The sequence below is a fragment of the Martinezella calliandrae genome, from assembly GCF_030272695.1.
Lineage (GTDB): Bacteria > Pseudomonadota > Alphaproteobacteria > Rhizobiales > Rhizobiaceae > Rhizobium > Rhizobium calliandrae.
This window is the reverse complement of record NZ_JARFYN010000054.1, coordinates 16,400-32,240: the sequence shown is the minus strand read 5'-3', so window position 1 is coordinate 32,240 and position 15,841 is coordinate 16,400. Positions and strand designations below refer to the sequence as shown.

Sequence of the window (15,841 nt, the reverse complement as noted above, 5' to 3'; positions counted from 1 at the left end):
ATCATCTTACCCGGAAAGGTCAGGAGAGCCTGTCATGACCGTGATTATGTGTCTTGTCCCTGACCTAGTCCTCTCCCTCCAAGCGAGGAGGGGATGATTTCCCCTAGACGTCATGCAGCACATGCGCCGCCTTCACCGCGGCCGAAGCCCGGTTCTCCACCCCAAGCTTCACATAGATCTGTTCCAGATGTTTGTTCACCGTCCGCGCAGAGAGCCCCAGAATCTCGCCGATATCGCGGTTCGATTTCCCCTTGGCAATCCAGAGCAATACTTCGGATTCGCGCTGGGTAAGTGCAAAATGCTGGCGCAGCACGTCGTCGTTTGCACGCTGGTTGGTAGCGGTGAGGCGGAAAAGATATTCGTCCGGGCCGATCGCGCCAAGGAAAGCGAGCTGCAGGGCCGCTTGGCGGCCATTGCTGATGGAGAGCAGGTTATCTCGCGCCGGGCCTGGCCGTTCGCGCTCGCGCATGAAGGTGGCGATGTGTTTCGCCAAGAGATCGAGCCCATCGTCGCTGCCGGTCGCGGCGTTAACGAGGCGCGTCGCCTGCGGGGTCGACCATTGGATCGCGCCATCACCTTTGACCGCCAAGAGATGCCGGCCGGCGGCGTCGAGCGCAACGCGGGCGCTCTGAGCGGAGCGGGCATTGCGCAGGTGGACGCGGATGCGGGCGCGCAGTTCATCAACGTTGATCGGCTTGGTGAGGTAGTCGACACCGCCGGATTCCAGTGCATGCACTACGTGTTCGGTTTCGGTCAGGCCGGTCATGAACACCACGGGAATCTGGGCTATGCTGGCGTTCGCCTTCAGGCGGCGGCAGGTCTCGAAACCATCCATGGATGGCATCACTGCGTCGAGCAGGATCAGGTCTGGCGTGATGCGTTCGACAATGTTTAGCGCCGCCAACCCTGATGTGGCGATAAGCACGGAGAAGCCCGACTGCTCCAAGGCGTCGGTCAGGAAGCCGAGTGCCTCTGGCGAATCGTCCACAAGCAAGACTATATCGCGGGGAAGGGCGGGCTCAGCCAATCGGTTCTACCTTTTCATTGTCGAATCTGTGCAGGAAGTTCAGAAACCCGTCTATATCGAAGGCTTGAACATAGGTGCGCAAGGCATCCGTGAAGGGTTGGTTCTGGTCGAGCTTGGCAAGATCCTTGAGTTTCGCCTCGATGCCCCTGACATAGCCGATCTCGCCAAGCCGTATCAACTCGCGCACATGCTCTATCCCCGGGCTCTTCATAGGTGGCGCAAGTTTCGGCGAGGCCGGTGCGGAGCCGTCGGCATAGATCCACTTCAGGGCGAGATGCATTGCCAGCTTGTCGCGAAGCTGGCGGATATCGATGGGCTTGGCGATGGCGTCATTATGTCTGTCGTCGCTGTCCCTGGCGGCCGCGCCATCGCCGATATTGGCTGACAGCATCAGGATCGGCGCCATCTGGCCGCTCTCCCTGAGCCGCGAGACCAATTGCCAGCCGCTCATGCCAGGCATGGATATATCGACCAGGAAAAGATCCGGCTTGATGCCCTCGATCAGCGTCAAACAGTCCGGCCCGCCGGCCGCCGTCAGCACGATGAAATCGAGGGGCGACAGCACTTCGCGCATCAGCTCGCGGTGATCCTCATTGTCGTCGACGACGACGATGGTACGGCGCGGACCTTCATAGCTGACGATCCTCTGCTCCTGCGCCGGCGGCTTCATCGGCCGGATCACCGCCGACAGCATTAGGCGCACCTTGAAAGTCGAGCCCTTGTCCTTTTCGCTAGCGACGGAGATCTCGCCGCCAAGCGTATTGGTGAGCAGTCGGGTAATGGTCAGCCCAAGGCCGAGGCCGGGCATGGGGCGGATGCTGTCGGCCTCGCCACGTTGGAAGGGCTCGTAAATACGGGTCAGATCCTTCTCGGCGATGCCGCGGCCGGTATCGGCAATGGTGAAACTTGCGACCTGGCTGCGATAGCCGACCTCGAAACGCACACCGCCCGTATCGGTGAACTTGATCGCGTTGGAGAGCAGGTTGACGAGGATCTGCCGCAGTCGCTTTTCGTCGGTGCGGACATAATCGGGCAGGGCGGCCGATCGCTCGTGGATGAAAGTAAGACCCTTGGCCTGCGCCTGCGGGCCAAACATGTCGACGATCTGGTCGAGAAAATCCTGAATGTTGATCTCGTTGGAATAGACCTGCAGCCGGCCGGCCTCGATCTTCGAAATGTCGAGCAGCCCGTCGATCAGGCCGGAAAGATGTTCGGCACTGCGGCGGATGACCTTCAGCGAAGATTGCCGCGGCGCGGGAATGGTTTCGTCGCGCTCGAGAATCTGGGCATAGCCGAGCACTGCATTGAGCGGCGTGCGCAGTTCGTGGCTTAAGCCCACGACGTAGCGGCTCTTGGCGCGGTTTGCCGCCTCCGCCGCCTCCTTGGCGCTCTGCAAAGCCGCATCCGTCTTCTTGTGCGCGGCGATTTCCTTGAGCAGCAACGTATTCTGCCGGGAGGATTCCTCCTCGGCGACGACGCGGCTATCATGCGCGAGCACGTAGAACCAGCAGACGACACCGGCGATGACGGCGAAGACGAAGAACACGATCAGGATCGTGCGGTCGACCACTTGCGCCGTCTCGGGCGAGGCGGAGCCGACCTGATGCGCGATCATCGCCAGAATGGCGCCCACGGCCGTCAGCGCTACCGCGACAGCAATGCCGTAGCGTCCGAGACGGGTGGCGAGCTTGGCGACGACGGCCTCTGGCAGCAAAGTCTTGGCGACCGTGCCGACCTGCGTGTTCAGCCGCGCTTTTGGCTTGCACATATCATGGCAGCGGCTGTCCAGCGAGCAGCAAAGCGAGCAAATCGGCGCGGCATAGGCCGGGCACCAGGCCATGTCCTCCGGCTCGAAAGGATGTTCGCAGACCGAGCAGGTGATGGTGGTGAGGTTCTTCCAGCTTTGGCGCGGCTTGCGGGCGAGATAGAATTTCCCCTTGGTCGCCCAGGCGATCGCGGGCGAGGCAATGAGCGCAATCGCCAAGGTGATATAGGGCGCGAGTGAGGCGGCAACCGTGCCAAGGGCGCCAAAATGAGCGATGAGGGCAATCGTTGCAGAGAGCGCCATGGCCCCCAGGCCGACAGGATTGATGTCGTAGAGATGGGCGCGTTTGAACTCGATGCCGGGAGGGGCAAGGCCGAGCGGCTTGTTGATGAAGAGATCGGCAGAGATCGTGCAGAGCCAGGCCATGGCAATGATGGAGAAGATACCAAGCGTCTCTTCCAGCAGCCTGTAGATGCCGAGCTCCATCAGGAGCAGGGCGATGGCGACGTTAAAGACCAGCCAGATGACGCGGCCTGGATGGCTATGGGTCAGACGGGAGAAGAAATTCGACCAGGCGAGCGAGCCGGCATAGGCGTTCATGACATTGATCTTCAACTGGGAGACCATCACGAAGGCGGCCATCAACATTAGCGCGGCATTGTGCCAGGGGATCATATAGCCGAAGGCGGTGAGATACATCTGCGCCGGATCGGCGGCGCGGTCGGCCGGAACACCGGAACTCAGCGTCAGCACTACCAGGAAGGACCCGGCCAACAGCTTCGGCGCGCCGATGATCACCCAGCCGGGACCGGCGAGAAAGATCGCCAGGTGATGCCGCCACTTGCGACGGCCTTCCGGCGGCAGGAAGCGCAGGAAGTCGGCCTGTTCGCCGATCTGCGACATCAGCGCCAGGATAACGGCGGAAGCAGCGCCGAATTCCGCGACATCGAAAGGCGCTGCAGTTCCGGGCGCGCCGGTGGCGTGGTGAATACCGGCGAAAGCGCGCCATAGGTCGAATTTTCCCCAGTCGGATAAGGCGATAAAGACGAAGGGCAGGATATTGAGGACGATCCAGAACGGCTGCGTCACGAGCTGAAACCGGCTGATCAGACGGACACCGTGGGTCACCAGCGGGATGACCATGACGGCGCTGATGATATAGCCGATCCACAGGGGTATGCCGAGCGTCAGCTCCAGCGCCCCCGACATGATCGAGGCTTCGATAGCAAACAGCATGAAGGTGAAGCTGGCATAGATCAGCGAAGTGATGGTCGAGCCGATATAGCCGAAGCTGGCGCCTCGGGTCAGAAGGTCGATGTCGACTCCGTGTCGTATGGCGTAGCGGCTGATCGGCAGGCCGATCGCGAGCATTGCGAGGCTGGCGACAATGATGGCGTAGAAGGCATTGGTCGTGCCGTAGGAGAGCGTGATGGTGCCGCCGATCGCCTCCAACGCCAGGAAGGAGATGGCGCCGATAGCCGTCTGCGAGATACGCTGCGAGGAAAATTGCCGGGCACTTTTGGCGGTGAAGCGCAGGGCATAGTCTTCCAATGTCTGGTTTGCGACCCAGCGGTTATATTCGCGTCTCACCGGAATGATGCGTTGCCGCGCTGCCATGCCCACCCTTCAGCAGTCTTGCCCCCAAACAGTTTGGCAAGTGTAATTCATGACGTAACACGGATCGGCGCAGTCCTTAAGAGCGTGAACTCGCAATTTGCTGCACATTTCGCCCCGTTTCCTACGTCATATTACGTATGTGGAATCCCCTGCTGCTGCCGGATAGTCCCGGCAGGCAACGGTTAATCTTCGTTTATAAGCCGTTGCGGGCAGACAAAAAGAGGGGAACTACGCATGAAACTGAAGACTCTTGTCTCCGGCGCGCTTTTGGGCGCCATCATGTCGACAACCGCATTCCATGGAGCTTTTGCCGCAGACGACACCATCAAGGTCGGCGTTCTCCATTCGCTTTCCGGCACCATGGCGATTTCGGAAACGACGCTAAAAGATGCCATGCTGATGCTCATTGACGAGCAGAACAAGAAGGGCGGTGTTCTCGGCAAGAAGCTTGAGCCCGTCGTCGTCGACCCGGCATCCGATTGGCCGCTGTTTGCCGAAAAGGCCCGTGAGCTGATCCAGAAGGACAAGGTCTCGGCCGTGTTCGGCTGCTGGACCTCGGTGTCGCGCAAGTCGGTGCTGCCGGTGTTTAAGGAACTGGACTCGATCTTGTTCTACCCCGTGCAGTTCGAAGGTGAAGAATCCGAGCGCAACGTGTTCTATACGGGTGCGGCTCCGAACCAACAGGCGATCCCCGCCGTCGATTACCTGATGCAGAACGAGGGGGTTAAGCGCTGGGTTCTCGAAGGCACCGACTACGTCTATCCGCGCACGACCAACAAGATCCTTGAAGCTTATCTGAAGTCCAAGGGCGTCAAGGACGAAGACATCATCATCAACTATACGCCGTTCGGCTTCTCGGACTGGCAGACGGAAGTCTCCAAGATCAAGGCCTTCGGCGCGGCCGGCAAGAAGACCGCCGTCGTCTCGACCATCAATGGCGACGCCAACGTTCCATTCTACAAGGAACTCGGCAACCAGGGCGTCAAGGCGGAAGATATACCAGTCGTGGCGTTCTCAGTCGGCGAAGAGGAATTGGCCGGCGTCGACACCAAGCCACTGGTCGGCCATCTCGCCGCCTGGAACTATTTCCAGTCCGTCGACACGCCCGCCAATGCCGAATTCATCAAGGAATGGCACGCCTATACCAAGAACGATAAGCGGGTCACCAATGACCCAATGGAAGCCGCCTATATCGGTTTCAACATGTGGGTGAAAGCGGTCGAAAAGGCCGGCACCACCGATCCGGACAAGGTGATCGACGCGCTTGTCGGCGTTTCCGTTCCAAACCTTACCGGCGGCTACGCCACTATGATGCCGAACCACTACATCACCAAGCCCGTCTTGATCGGCGAAGTGCAGGAAAACGGCCAGTTCGATGTCGTTTCGCAGACCCCTGCAGTGGTCGGCAAGGAATGGTCGGACTACCTGCCCGACAGCAAGGACCTGATCTCGGATTGGCGCATGCCGATGAATTGCGGCAACTTCAACGTTACTACCGGCAAGTGCGGCGGCAAGGGTTCCTGAGTTCCGCTTTTGATGCGCAATCGTCGCGGGCAGGCTCCTCTGCCCGCGACTGCATGAGGGACGTGGGATGTTCGACAAATTCGTTTACCGCATGGCTCTGGCGCTTGCCGCCGGCTTCTGCCTGATACTGGTGCTGACGGCGACCGCGTTGCGTGCCCAGGAGGATGCGCATAGCCTCGTCAATGCGCTTGGTCCGGCAAACTTCCAGCAGGCCGACGAGATCGTCAAGAACCTGGCCAAGACCGGCGATCCCAAGGTGGTGCCAGTGCTGCAGGCCTTTTCGGACGGCGATCTCTATGTCCGCAAATCCGACAATCAGGTCTTCATCGCCAAATCTTCCGGCGACGGCATGTCCTTGATCGATCCGCTGACCGGACAGGCGGTCGGCCAGGAAGCCAAGGGCAATCTCAACAAAATCAAGATCAACAACAATCTGCGTCGCTCCGTCCGTGCCGCGCTCGGCGGCCTGACGCTGATGAGCCCGGATCGCGGCGTCAGACTGGAGGCGGCCCAATCCGTCCTGAAATCGCCTAGCGCGGATTCGCTGGACGCGCTCGAAGTTGCATTAAAGAGCGAAAAGGACGGCGAAATCCGCGGGGTGCTCGAGAGGGCGCGTGCGGTTGCCGTACTCAGCTCCGATCGTTCGCTGGAAGAGAAGAAGGCGGCGATCGAGACGATCAAGAACGAAGGCGGCCGCGATGCGATCGGGATCTTCTCCTCGGTTTCTGTCGACGACAGCCTGAAGCCCGATGTCGCGGCAGCGATTGCCGGCATCCAAAGCCAATTGGCGATCTGGGATGCGGTGCAGAATGTCTGGTACGGCCTGTCGCTCGGCTCGGTGCTGCTGCTTGCCGCGATCGGGCTTGCCATCACCTTTGGCGTCATGGGTATCATCAACATGGCGCATGGCGAGATGGTGATGCTTGGCGCCTATTCCACCTTCATGGTCCAGAGCGTCATCCGTAGCTCCCATCCGCAGCTTTTCGACTGGTCGTTGGCGATCGCCTTGCCGGTGGCGTTTCTGGTCACCGGCGCCGTCGGCCTCATCATCGAGCGCGGCGTCATCCGTTTCCTGTACGGCCGGCCGCTGGAAACGCTGCTTGCCACCTGGGGCATCTCGCTGATTCTACAGCAAGCCGTGCGCTCCATCTTCGGGCCGACCAATCAGGAAGTCGGCAATCCCTCCTGGATGTCCGGCTCCTTCGATCTTGGTTATCTCTCGATCACCTGGAACCGCCTCTGGATCATCGTTTTCGCGCTCGGCGTTTTCGTCGCCCTGCTGTTGCTTTTGAAGCGCTCGGCCTTTGGGCTGCAGATGCGGGCGGTGACGCAGAACCGGCGTATGGCGTCCTCCATGGGCATTCGCACGCCTTGGGTCGATGCATTTACCTTTGCCCTGGGGTCGGGCATCGCGGGGATGGCAGGCGTTGCACTCTCGCAGATCGACAACGTCTCGCCAAACCTCGGGCAAAGCTACATCATCGACAGTTTCATGGTGGTCGTCTTCGGCGGCGTCGGCAATCTTTGGGGAACGCTGGTCGGCGCCTTTTCGCTCGGCATCCTCAACAAGTTTCTCGAACCCTATGCGGGAGCGGTGCTCGGCAAGATCCTGGTTCTGGTCCTTATCATCCTCTTCATCCAGAAACGTCCGCGCGGGCTCTTCGCCCTCAAGGGAAGGGCGGTGGAAGCATGATCACGGCCTTTCTCCTCCGTTCGCTCGATCGCCGTGTCAGTATCGCCATCGCTATATTGATCGCCATCGCTCTCCTCGTACCACTGTCGAACCTGGCGCTGCCGGAAACCAGCCCTCTGCACGTGCCGACCTACCTGATGTCGCTGTTCGGTAAATATCTGACCTATGCGCTGCTCGCATTGGCGCTCGATCTCGTCTGGGGCTATTGCGGCATTCTCTCGCTCGGTCATGGCGCCTTTTTCGCGCTCGGCGGCTATGCGATGGGCATGTATCTGATGCGACAGATCGGATCGCGCGGCACCTATGGCAATCCCATCCTGCCGGACTTCATGGTGTTCCTGAACTGGAAGGAACTGCCCTGGTTCTGGTACGGCTTCGATCACTTCTGGTTCGCAATGCTTATGGTACTGGCGGCACCCGGACTGCTGGCGTTCGTCTTCGGTTGGTTTGCTTTCCGCTCTCGCGTCAACGGCGTCTATCTGTCGATCATCACGCAGGCGATGACCTACGCGATGCTGCTCGCCTTCTTCCGCAACGATATGGGCTTCGGCGGCAATAACGGCCTGACCGATTTCAAGGATATTCTCGGCTTCAACATTCAGGCCGACGGCACCCGCGCCGTGCTTTTTGCCGTCACCGCGCTGCTTCTGGCGCTGGCGCTGATCCTGTCCTCGGCCATCACGCGGTCGAAGTTCGGCAAGGTGCTGGTCGGCGTGCGCGATGCGGAAAGCCGGACACGCTTCCTGGGTTACCGCGTCGAGCACATGAAGCTCTTCGTCTTCGTGGTATCGGCAATGATGGCCGGTATTGCCGGTGCACTCTATGTGCCACAGATCGGCATCATCAATCCAGGCGAATTCGCTCCAGCCAATTCAATCGAAGTCGTCATCTGGACTGCTGTCGGCGGCCGGGCAACGCTGATCGGCCCGATTATCGGCGCCATCCTCGTCAATGGCGGCAAGACGATCTTCACCGCCCTGTTCCCCGATTTTTGGCTCTTTGCGCTCGGCGGCCTTTTCGTCGCGGTGACGCTGTTACTGCCCAAAGGCATCGTTGGCACGATAGCGCAATATGTCGGCAGTGGCCGCAAGCCGGCCAGCCCGAAACAAAAGGGTAAGGAAGACGAAGCCGGCCAGACGACGATCCAGGCGGCGGAGTGAGACCATGATACCCGACATCAAGCCTAGCAGCATGCTTTATCTCAACAACGTCTCCGTCTCCTTCGACGGCTTCAAGGCGCTGAATTCGCTCTCGATCGTCATCGAGCCTGGAGAGCTCCGGGCCATCATTGGCCCCAATGGCGCCGGCAAGACGACGATGATGGATATCATCACCGGCAAGACGCGGCCCGATGAGGGCGAAGTGTTCTTCGACGGCCAGATTGACCTTACCAAGAAGGACGAGGCCGATATTGCCCAGCTCGGTATCGGCCGCAAATTCCAGAAGCCGACGGTCTTCGAAAGTCATACGGTCTGGGACAATCTGGAACTCGCTCTCAACCGCAAGCGCGGCGTCTTCGCGACACTTTTCTACCGTCTGACGGCACAAGATCGCGACCGCATTCACGAGATCCTCGAGACGGTGCGCCTCTCACATCGGCGCGACGAGCTGGCGGCTAATCTTTCACATGGGCAGAAACAATGGCTGGAGATCGGCATGCTGCTCGCCCAGGAGCCGAAGCTGCTTTTGGTCGATGAGCCGGTGGCCGGCATGACCGACGCCGAGACGGCAGAGACAGCGGTGCTGCTGAAGGAGATCGCCAAGACGCGTTCCGTCGTGGTGGTTGAGCACGATATGGGCTTCATTCGGGACCTCGGCGTCAAGGTGACGTGCCTGGCGGAAGGTTCGGTGCTGGCCGAAGGTTCGATCGATTTCGTCAGCAACGATCCGAAGGTGATCGAGAACTATCTGGGGCGATGAGATGCTGACAGTCGAAAACGCAAATCTGCATTATGGCGCCGCCCAGGCGCTGCGCGGCATCTCGATCAAGGCGGAGATGGGTAAAATTACCTGTGTGCTCGGGCGCAACGGCGTCGGAAAGAGTTCGCTGCTGCGTGCCGTCACCGGGCAGCATGTGTTGTCTTCGGGTTTCGTCACCTTCAATGGGGTAAAGCTGAACGGCATGGCCCCCTTTGCCCGCGCCAAGCACGGCATCGGCTACGTCCCGCAGGGGCGCGAGATCTTTCCGCTGCTGACCGTCAAGGAGAACCTGGAGACCGGCTTCGCACCCGTGCCGCGACGAGACCGCAATATTCCCGAGGATATCTACAATCTGTTTCCGGTGCTGAAATCGATGCTGTCGCGCCGTGGCGGCGATCTTTCCGGGGGCCAGCAGCAGCAATTGGCGATCGGCCGTGCGATGGTGACGAGGCCAAAGATATTGGTGCTGGATGAGCCAACCGAAGGCATTCAACCATCGATCATCAAGGATATTGGCCGCGCGATCCGCTATCTGAGGGATTCCACCGGCATGGCAATCCTGCTGGTCGAGCAATATCTTGATTTTTGCCGCGAGCTTGCTGATTACGTCTATATCATGGACCGCGGCGAGATCGTCCATGAGGGGCAGGCCGAGACGCTGGACACGCCCGAGGCGCGGCGGCATCTGACGGTGTGAGGCCATTGCCGCTCTTATTATCGTCTGAGGGATGCTCGCCCCGGTGGTTCTGCGCTCTGCATGACGAAGGGCGCCCAGTAAGGTCCAAAGTCCTCGTCCGCATGCGCGGGTAAGCCTCTGACGTCCAAGTTACAGCAAAAATGGTTTCAAGCGAAGAGCCTCGCGCCTACCAGGCGGTCCGAGCGGTGCCGAGTGCATATGAAAGGCACGACGAAACGTGCGCGGCGAGGGGGTTGACGGTGATGACGCAATTTCCGGGATAGAATAGCTTATGAGCGTTAAGGTGCTTCAGCAGCTCATCGACCGTACGTTTGTCTGTAAGCGGAAATGAAATCGTCATTGCGTGTTCCTACAACGGACAGAATTGCGGGAGGGAGTTAGGAGTGATTTTCTTCGCGCTGCAACAAGAATTTTTTAATAAACAAATTAAAATCGATTAGGTTCACTTCTTGGTTTTTTAAAATCGATTTAAAAGTGCGCGATCGAATTTCGGGATTTGACGATGGCCGTTCTCGTCGAGAGCGGGTTCGGAACGGCCTGGCCGGTATCGCGCGCGAGACGACGCGACCAGTACAGATCGTGTTCTGGTGAACGACGGCGTTTGAATGTTCAAGGGCCAACAAGGCGACGGTTCGTTGCCGGAATGGCGATCCTTGGCGCCCCGCATCGTCAGCGGCGTCTCATTGCGAGATAAGGCCGCAAAGCTTCATGCGATGAGATCGACGGTTCGATGTCTTGCGGCAGAATACCAATCCATATCCGCGAGTGCGCTGAACCGCAGCCATCTCCATCCGCGTTAATCCTTCTGAACCGTAACTGAATAGCCTCTTCAGCATCCATTCGAACGGCACCGCTTACAAGGAAGGCGTTCAACCCGCGGTCCCGTCCGCCAATGGAGACGCTCTCATGATCCGCAATTCTCTCATCGCATCTGCACTTGCCGCCCTTGTCGGCCTTACCGCTGTTGCCCCTGCCATGGCCAATGATGTGAATATCGAGCAATATGGCTGGTCGAACTCGGCGGGTGGCGCCCAGAATGGCTTCACAAACCGTATTCGGGTCTATCAGGACGGAGGCTACAACAGAATGGTCGGCCAGCAATACGGCCACCACAATCTCTCTGCCATCGGCCAGCAAGGCGTCGGCAACTACGGCGCCACCTACCAGAACGGCAATCACAACGTGGCCGGCATCGGTCAGTTCGGCTCCAACCACACCACCATCCTGACCCAGGACGGCAACGGCAATATCGCCGCTGGCGTGCAGGTGGGCCACGGCTGCAACGCCAATGTCAGTCAGGGCGGAAGTGGCAACGTCGCCGCCTTCGTCCAGGCTTGCCCGTGATCGACAGCATCAGTCAGGTGGCCGCGCAAATGTGCCGCGGTTGCCGCTGACGAACCTTGAGGAGATGAACCATGCATGGCATCGTCAATCATCCCCGCCGCATCATGACGGCACTCGCCCTGGTCCTGGTTCCCGCCGCTGCGCTGGCGACCATGGCCGGTGCGGGTCAGCCCAGTGCGCCGCTGCGCTGCGAGATCCGTGCCGCGCCGGAGGGCGGCATGCTGGCGCTGGAGGCGGTCGCTCACGCTAATAAAGGCGTGAGCGGCACCTATTCCTTCCATGTCGAAAGCGCCGGTCGTAACGGCGGCACAAACATCGAACAGTCAGGTGATTTTCATGCGGCGTCCGGCCAATCCGCCACGCTAGGCACCGTGACGCTCGATGCGAAAGGTGGTGTCTACGACGCCGTACTCGACATGAACGTCGGTGGTCAGCGCATCGGCTGTACGCAACGGGTTGGCGGCGCGACCTGACCCGCGCCTCCTCGTTCTGAAAACGGTGCAATAAAAAAGGGGCGTCGATTTTCGGCGCCCTTTTTTATTGGTCCGGTGTTGACTGAACGACAGTTGAACGGCGAATTCCGGCGCCGTTCAGCCGCAATATGGGAAGTTTGTCCCCAGGCTGAAGGCGGCCGCAAAATGGAGACAATAATGACCCGCATGATGTTGAAGACGCTTACCATTGCTCTTCTTGCCGGCGGCATAGGTCAGACGGCGCTGACCCTGCCGGCAGAGGCCGGAGGTTGGATTTCCGCAACCTATGCACCGCCCGGTGCCGAAGACGCTGGCGCGCTGGCGACTGGGCTGCGTCTCTATTCGCTGTATCGTGGCTGGCACGACGCCAGCATCCGCCAATCGGGACACGGCAATGCCGCCGGCCTCGGCCAGAACGGTCGCGGTGATCTCGGCATCATCCAGCAGCGGGGCGACGGCCATTCCGCCACCTTGCAGCAGAATGGCAATGACAATGCCTACGGCATTTTCCAGTTCGGCAGGCGCACCGCTGCCAATGTCGAGCAGAATGGCGACGGAGGCAGCGGCGTCACCTTCAGCTATGGCTGGTAACGGCCGGCCACCGTGTCGCCATCTACCGGCAGCCAACGCTATCTTTACAGAATGCGCCGCAACCGGACCTGTTGCGTGGCTTTGATAAGATCTCTCGTGCAAGCCGTTTGATCGGCACGCGTACCGTACCGATCAAACTTGCGTCAATGTTTTGTTCCCGCATCGATAGAGATCAAATCCTCCACGACCGACCGGATTTGCGGCCACGGAAATTCTTCGCTCTCGTGAGAGGGTTGGCCTTTCGCCAGCATGGCATGCAGTTTCCCGATCACCCCTGCCAAGGTCAGCGCGCGCGTATCCCATAAGCGTTCGGCAATGTCGTCATCGAGCTCCATGGCCTTCCCTTCGGCGTCCTTTGCCGCGCTGAAGCCAAGTTTCTCGTCAGCCGCTTGCCATACAGCTCTCCGTGCGGAGAGCTCCGCTTTAGCATTCGCGCGAACGATTGCCAGATCCTCTCCAACGAGCAACCGTTCGATTTCTTCTTCGGTGCGAACCGTAACGGTCTGCTCTCGTCCACCGACACTCAACTCCAGACGGAGGCTCGGCACCTTCGAAAAAAGTTTTGTTTCTAGCCGCGCCTGAATGCGGCCGAGCCGCGTTGCATTCCCATGAGCCAAATACCATTCTGACCAAACTGAAAGCGCGGGATCCCCCCGTCGCGTTGGAATGGCCGCCGAAGGAGCAGAGAGGACCGCAGACGGTAAGTTGTTTTTTAGGAACTGCGCAACCTTCGAAAGCATGTTCCTGTTGCTAAATGCGGGCAAAACTCTGCTAATCTCAGAATCAGCCATGACTCGAGCTCCTGACAGCTTGATTGTGGTTAGGCTGCGCTTGGTGTTAGTAGCACCGAGTGCGGCCGTTTGCAGACTCAACCTACAGGGATACCTTTCAATGCGCAATAAAAAACAACACGGCGTTGCAATATGATTGGTATGCAGTGCAAGCTAGCTCGTGTTGCACTCGGCTGGGGTGTACGCGAATTGGCGGACGCGGCTCACGTTTCCACATTCACAGTTGTTCGGGTTGAAAAAGGGGAGCCGGTTCGATCTAATACATTGGAGCGGATTAGAGAAGTTCTGGAAAAAGCCGGCATCGATGACGAGGGCAGCGCATACTCTGTAGATGAATACTCTGCGTCCTCTACGAGCAAGGCCATGGATATTCGAGAAACCTTTGCAAAGAACCTCCGAGACCTGAGAACCGCTCGCGGTCTCTCTCAGGAGCAACTGGCCGCGCGTGCCGAGGTTCATCGCACCTATGTCAGCGCTCTAGAGCGTTGCGTCTACAGCCCGACCATCGACATCGTCGATAATCTTGCAAAGATCCTGGGCGTTAAGGCAGCCGATCTTCTGAAAGAAGTCAGTGGCAACTAGGTTGCTTCAGTGCTGGCACGGAGTTCAACTTATCAACGGTCGGATGTACTGTAGCGCCGCCATGAAGTTTTTGCCGTCACTGATCGACAAGCCAATTTCTCCGTCGATCCGGCGCTCGCAGCTTTCGTCGAGATGGACTTCTTTCCGGCAGATCGTGATCGTCCATTCCAACGCCATTACCGCCGCCTTGGGCAAAGCGCTGGTCGTGGACCGCTCGGCCTAACAACCGGTATGCGACCCCACGGAATTACCGGTCTCGATTGGAGGTTCGCACAAATTCTTGCGCTGAAGAGTGGTGGTCGCCGGTCTCGTGGCGAGCGAAAGGGAAGTGAGTGCCCACGAGCAGTAAGGAGCCTGCGACCAGCAAAGAGAACGCCTGGTTGCGAAAACCACGGCGGGTTTCGCCGTCGAGGGCTACGCCGCGCCGCCAGAGAAGTCCGAGCGCAGTCAAGGAACCAGAGACGAAGGTCGCGGACAGCACGGTCGCGATGACGTAGAGGTTGTGTGGTGTATCCATCTGATAAGTCGGGCACTAGCTAGCAAGGACCACCGCAGATGGTTTGCGTGGCAGGATCAAAAGAGAAATGTGGCCTTTGGTATCGAATGCCGGACAGAACTGCTCGCCTCGGTGACCAGAAAAAGAACCGCTGGGATACTTTCGCTGTCGGGCCGGGCCGCTTCGCACTCGCTGGTAGCCGGTCAGGGGATAGCTTTCTCAGATCCCCGAGTTTGTTCGTACTGCTTCAGCGAACGGATTTCCTCTGCAATCAATGCGCCGAGTGCTGCAAGTCCCTGCAACAGGTCGTCACGGCCATCGGCAACTTGATCTGCGATCCGTGCCGCTTCCTCGAGCGCTTGATCCCTGATCATCGCTAAGACGTCTTCGCTCACGGATCCTATCCTCCTGAAATGCGTTGACGGATCACCCGGCCTCCAGTCCGACCAGCCTTCAGTCGCCGAAGCAACCGAAGCACAATCGTTCGAGACACGGCAGCTGGATTTTGCCTGCTCCCAGGACGAGCGTCCGAAGGCGATAGTCGATCCTGATCCGCGCACAACAAACCTCACGTGTCTTGGGAGGGCACTTTTGCCTATGAAGATCTCATGGAAGGCAATTTAAGGTTTTTGGCTAAGCGGGGAAATTGTTCAATGGTCTCGAATAGTGACCCATAAGTTTCGCTTAGCTAAACCGAGTTTCTGCCAGAGCTGGTGCAGAGCATGAGCCGACTGTACCTGAGCCAGATCGAGCAACTGCATGAAGTAATTGAACAGATCGATTGTCGTGTCGCCGCAGAAGCAAGACAACGCGATGTAGTTCGGCTCCAGAGGGTGGCTGGTCGAGCCAATCTGCGCAACGGTGATTACGGCATTCGCGCCACCCGTGGAGGAATTCCGGAGTAGCCGCGACTTTGCCGCTTGACTCGGCCTTGTTTCGCGACCGCATTCGAGCGGAGGCAAGCAGAAGCTTGGCCGCACGTCGAAGATGGGCCAACGCAATATCCGACTGCTTTTAATCATCGGCGCGATGTCGGTCGTCCATCGGAAGAGCCGTAACGGTGGAAAGCCAGGATCACAGCTCTCGAACATGCTCAATTATGAGACCCGCGACGTCGCGTCCCCGGCCTTCGGAATCTTCTAGCGAGACATATTCAGCTTCCCATGGCGATTCGGGCTCCTATAACCAGAGTAGCTCCAACTCGTCGGGTCGCTGCACGAACGGCGGTTGAGCCAGGGCCGCGGTGGGAACGTCCGGCCTGTGAACCCGCTGATGATCGGCCTGTTCGAAAGCCCCCGCCGGATGGCACGAATTCCACCTT

Annotated in this window: 16 protein-coding genes and 1 pseudogene; 12 read left to right on the top strand and 5 right to left on the bottom strand. The window is 59.1% G+C overall.

Annotated features, from left to right (window positions below):
• Window positions 1-103 precede the first annotated feature (103 nt).
• Window positions 104-1,027 (bottom strand): response regulator transcription factor, encoded by a 924-nt coding sequence (locus PY650_RS28920; protein WP_285883177.1) that lies wholly within the window; start codon window positions 1,025-1,027, stop codon window positions 104-106.
• Window positions 1,020-4,409, bottom strand: a complete 3,390-nt coding sequence (locus PY650_RS28915; RefSeq protein WP_285883176.1) for a hybrid sensor histidine kinase/response regulator — start codon at window positions 4,407-4,409, stop codon at window positions 1,020-1,022. The genes PY650_RS28920 and PY650_RS28915 overlap by 8 nt, the downstream gene beginning before the upstream one ends.
• 234 nt (window positions 4,410-4,643) lie before the next feature.
• On the opposite strand from PY650_RS28915, the gene urtA reads away from it, so the two are divergent.
• The 8 genes from urtA to PY650_RS28875 all read left to right on the top strand — a co-directional run bounded on the left by urtA (window position 4,644) and on the right by PY650_RS28875 (window position 12,651).
• The gene (gene urtA, locus PY650_RS28910; protein WP_285883175.1) at window positions 4,644-5,933 is read left to right on the top strand and encodes an urea ABC transporter substrate-binding protein; all 1,290 of its coding nucleotides are present in this window, start codon (window positions 4,644-4,646) and stop codon (window positions 5,931-5,933) included.
• A 67-nt stretch (window positions 5,934-6,000) separates the two neighbouring features.
• Complete coding sequence (gene urtB, locus PY650_RS28905; RefSeq protein ID WP_285883174.1) at window positions 6,001-7,626, top strand: urea ABC transporter permease subunit UrtB; 1,626 nt, start codon at window positions 6,001-6,003, stop codon at window positions 7,624-7,626.
• The gene (gene urtC / locus PY650_RS28900; protein WP_285883173.1) at window positions 7,623-8,786 is read left to right on the top strand and encodes an urea ABC transporter permease subunit UrtC; all 1,164 of its coding nucleotides are present in this window, start codon (window positions 7,623-7,625) and stop codon (window positions 8,784-8,786) included. The genes urtB and urtC overlap by 4 nt, the downstream gene beginning before the upstream one ends.
• A gap of 4 nt (window positions 8,787-8,790) precedes the next feature.
• A complete protein-coding gene (gene urtD / locus PY650_RS28895; protein WP_285883172.1) occupies window positions 8,791-9,546 on the top strand; it encodes an urea ABC transporter ATP-binding protein UrtD in 756 nt (251 codons plus the stop codon).
• Window position 9,547: 1 nt separating this feature from the next.
• On the top strand, window positions 9,548-10,243 hold the full coding sequence (gene urtE, locus PY650_RS28890) for an urea ABC transporter ATP-binding subunit UrtE (protein WP_285883171.1): 696 nt from the start codon (window positions 9,548-9,550) through the stop codon (window positions 10,241-10,243).
• A gap of 906 nt (window positions 10,244-11,149) precedes the next feature.
• On the top strand, window positions 11,150-11,587 hold the full coding sequence (locus PY650_RS28885) for a curlin (protein ID WP_285883170.1): 438 nt from the start codon (window positions 11,150-11,152) through the stop codon (window positions 11,585-11,587).
• 71 nt (window positions 11,588-11,658) lie between these two features.
• Window positions 11,659-12,060, top strand: coding sequence for a curli-like amyloid fiber formation chaperone CsgH (gene csgH / locus PY650_RS28880; protein ID WP_285883169.1), 402 nt, complete (start codon window positions 11,659-11,661; stop codon window positions 12,058-12,060).
• A 177-nt stretch (window positions 12,061-12,237) separates the two neighbouring features.
• Window positions 12,238-12,651: a curlin gene (locus tag PY650_RS28875; RefSeq protein ID WP_285883168.1), complete on the top strand. Its 414-nt coding sequence runs from the start codon at window positions 12,238-12,240 to the stop codon at window positions 12,649-12,651.
• Between the two features lie 143 nt (window positions 12,652-12,794).
• Here PY650_RS28875 and PY650_RS28870 read toward each other — a convergent pair whose 3' ends face one another.
• Complete coding sequence (locus PY650_RS28870) at window positions 12,795-13,442, bottom strand: hypothetical protein (protein WP_285883167.1); 648 nt, start codon at window positions 13,440-13,442, stop codon at window positions 12,795-12,797.
• A 363-nt stretch (window positions 13,443-13,805) separates the two neighbouring features.
• Here PY650_RS28870 and PY650_RS28865 point away from each other — a divergent pair, with 363 nt between their 5' ends.
• Together PY650_RS28865 and PY650_RS28860 are read left to right on the top strand one after the other, a co-directional pair.
• Window positions 13,806-14,024 carry a helix-turn-helix domain-containing protein gene (locus PY650_RS28865; protein ID WP_285883201.1) on the top strand — a complete coding sequence of 73 codons (219 nt, stop codon included), beginning with the start codon at window positions 13,806-13,808 and terminating at the stop codon, window positions 14,022-14,024.
• Between the two features lie 61 nt (window positions 14,025-14,085).
• A complete protein-coding gene (locus PY650_RS28860; protein WP_285883166.1) occupies window positions 14,086-14,247 on the top strand; it encodes a hypothetical protein in 162 nt (53 codons plus the stop codon).
• 24 nt (window positions 14,248-14,271) lie between these two features.
• On the opposite strand, the gene PY650_RS28855 is transcribed toward PY650_RS28860, so the two are convergent.
• Window positions 14,272-14,541: a hypothetical protein gene (locus PY650_RS28855; protein WP_285883165.1), complete on the bottom strand. Its 270-nt coding sequence runs from the start codon at window positions 14,539-14,541 to the stop codon at window positions 14,272-14,274.
• Between the two features lie 182 nt (window positions 14,542-14,723).
• Window positions 14,724-14,915, bottom strand: coding sequence for a hypothetical protein (locus PY650_RS28850; RefSeq protein ID WP_285883163.1), 192 nt, complete (start codon window positions 14,913-14,915; stop codon window positions 14,724-14,726).
• Between the two features lie 327 nt (window positions 14,916-15,242).
• On the opposite strand from PY650_RS28850, the gene PY650_RS28845 reads away from it, so the two are divergent.
• Both PY650_RS28845 and PY650_RS37490 read left to right on the top strand, forming a co-directional pair.
• Complete coding sequence (locus PY650_RS28845; RefSeq protein WP_285883161.1) at window positions 15,243-15,425, top strand: hypothetical protein; 183 nt, start codon at window positions 15,243-15,245, stop codon at window positions 15,423-15,425.
• A pseudogene (locus PY650_RS37490) lies at window positions 15,415-15,556 on the top strand (transposase); the annotation flags it as partial. The gene PY650_RS28845 and the pseudogene PY650_RS37490, both read left to right, overlap by 11 nt.
• Window positions 15,557-15,841: the final 285 nt, after the last annotated feature.